3 protein-coding genes and 1 pseudogene are annotated in these 2,310 nt (G+C 72.6%); 1 reads left to right on the forward strand and 3 read right to left on the reverse strand.

All coding sequences use genetic code 11. From position 1 onward, the window contains the following. Positions 1-351 (forward strand): annotated as a pseudogene (locus ACTUAL_RS05290) (long-chain fatty acid--CoA ligase); the annotation flags it as partial. A 47-nt stretch (positions 352-398) separates the two neighbouring features. Here ACTUAL_RS05290 and pth read toward each other — a convergent pair. From pth to ACTUAL_RS05305, 3 genes are all read right to left on the reverse strand, one after another. Then, positions 399-968 carry an aminoacyl-tRNA hydrolase gene (gene pth, locus ACTUAL_RS05295; RefSeq protein ID WP_096491434.1) on the reverse strand — a complete coding sequence of 190 codons (570 nt, stop codon included), beginning with the start codon at positions 966-968 and terminating at the stop codon, positions 399-401. After that, positions 958-1,440, reverse strand: coding sequence for a DivIVA domain-containing protein (locus tag ACTUAL_RS05300; RefSeq protein WP_096491435.1), 483 nt, complete (start codon positions 1,438-1,440; stop codon positions 958-960). Before ACTUAL_RS05300 ends, pth begins: the two co-directional genes overlap by 11 nt. An 85-nt stretch (positions 1,441-1,525) precedes the next feature. Beyond that, the gene (locus tag ACTUAL_RS05305) at positions 1,526-2,119 is read right to left on the reverse strand and encodes a 50S ribosomal protein L25/general stress protein Ctc (RefSeq protein ID WP_440899457.1); all 594 of its coding nucleotides are present in this window, start codon (positions 2,117-2,119) and stop codon (positions 1,526-1,528) included. Between the last annotated feature and the right edge of the window lie 191 nt (positions 2,120-2,310).

Below are 2,310 nucleotides of genomic sequence, written 5' to 3' on the forward strand. Positions count from 1 at the left end.
GTCGTGGTCTGCGGCAGGCTCAAGGACGTCATCATCATGGGCGGCCGGAACATCTACCCGACCGACGTCGAGCGCGCCGCGACCGCCGTGGACGGGGTGCGGGCGGGCAACGCGGTCGCCGTCCGGCTCGACGCGGGCACCCGGCGCGAGCGGTTCGCCGTGGTCGTGGAGTCCCGGCTCGCCTCCGACGAGGACGAGGTCAAGCGGCTGACCAAGGCGATCACGGCGAAGGTCGTGGACGCGGTCGGCGTGCGGCCCTTCTCCGTCGTCGTGCTGCCGCCGGGGAGCGTTCCCAAGACGCCGTCCGGGAAGCTGCGGCGCGCCTCGGCCGCCGCGCTCGTGGCGGTGTAGCCGCAACGCGAAGGGGCCCACCGGTGTGGTGGGCCCCTCGCGGAAGATCAGTGAAACTGGTTCTGCGCGGCTTCCAGGCCGGAGGACACCAGGGCCTCCACGGCGTCGGCCGCCCGGTCCAGCTCCAGCGCCAGCTGCTTGCGCTCCACCACCGAGAAGTCCTTCAGCACGTAGTCCGCCGGGTCCATCCGGCCGGGCGGCCGGTCCACGCCGAAGCGCACCCGCAGGTAGTCCTTCGTGCCCAGCGACTTCGTGATCGAGCGCAGCCCGTTGTGCCCGTTGTCGCCGCCGCCGAGCTTCATCCGCACCGCGCCGAACGGCAGGTCCAGCTCGTCGTGCACCACGATCACCGACGCGGGCTGCACCTTGTAGAACTTGGCGGTCCCCGACACCGGGCCGCCCGAGTTGTTCATGTAGCCGCGCGGCTTGGCCAGCACCACCCGCTGCCCGGCCAGCCTGCCCTCGACCACCTCGGCGCCGCCCCTGTGCGCCTTGAACCGCCCGCCGACCCGGTCGGCCAGCTCGTCCAGCACCAGGAACCCCGCGTTGTGCCGGGTGCCCTCGTACTTCGGGCCGGAGTTGCCCAGGCCCACCACGAGGGTCAGCTCATCGCCCACGGAACCGCAACTCCCGCTCCAGCTCGTCCAACAGGTTGTCGACCTCGCGCACCCGGTACCCGCGCCGCATCCCCGACGTGGTGGTGAACCTGGTGTGGCGGACCTCGCCCGCCGTCATCCGGCGCCCGCCGTCCAGCGCGAGCGCGGCCCGCGCGAGGAAGGCGTCGACCTCGGCGCGATCGTATCCGGCGGTCGACCGGGGCAGCGCCACCGCCAGCAGGTCCCGCCCGGACCGCAGCGAGGTCGGGGGCAGCGCCTGGTGGGCCAGCTGCCACTCCAGACCGGCGAGGAACCGGTCGACGGCCTGCTGCTCGTAACCGCCGGGCACCTCCCGGAACACCGCCGCGCGCACCTGCTCCGGGCTCACCCTGACCCGGCCGGACAGCGCGTCGGCCACCCGGTCCAGCAGGGCGTGCACCTGATCGGGGTCGTAGCCCCTGACCCGTCTTCGCGGGAACCGGGCCGCGCGCACCCGCTCCGGGGCCAGACGCGGGAACGGCTCCCCACCACCGGCGTGCGGTGGTGGGGAGCCGTTCGACCAGCCCGACGTGATGGGCTCAGCTCTCCGGGGTCGCCTCGGCGCCCTCTTCGGTGCCCATGGAGGCAGCCGACGGGGCGTCGTTGACGGCGAGGATCAGCACCTCGGGGTCGGTGGCCAGGGTGGAGCCCTTGGGGAGCTCCAGGTCGGACGCGTGCACCTGGGTGCCCGCGCCGAGACCGGCGATCGAGAACTCGATCTGGTCCGGGATGTTCAGCGCGTCGGCCTCCACCTGGATGGTGGTGCTCTCCTGGGTGAGGAGGGTGGCCGCGGCGGGCTCGCCGGTCAGCACGATCGGCACGTCCACGGTGACCTTCTCGCCGCGCTTGACCAGCAGCAGGTCGACGTGCTCGATGTAGTTCTTCAGCGGGTGGGTCGTGACGGTCTTCGTCAGGGCCAGCTCGGTGGCGCTGTCGATGTCCAGCGTCAGGACCGCGTTGTGGCCGTGCTCACGGACGACTCGGGCGAACTCGAGCGCCGGCAGAGCCAGGTGCTTCGGGTCGGAGCCGTGCCCGTAGAGCACCGCGGGGATCTTGCCGGCGCGACGGGTGCGGCGGGCAGCGCCCTTGCCGAACTCGGTGCGCTGCTCGGCGGCGAGACGGACCTCGGACACGGTGGGGCTCTCCTTCGATATGGCCTTCGCACGTCGGGCAAGGCGTAAGCGGGGTGCTGGCCTGCGGCGGAGGGCGGCGCGGAAGGGATGGGCACGCGCATCACCACAACCGCCGCGTCGATCACGCCGAGCGTGATGCTCGTCCTCGCCGAGGCAACCCGACCAGTGTAGGACGACCGCGGTGCCCTGGC

Source organism: Actinosynnema sp. (assembly GCF_052038725.1).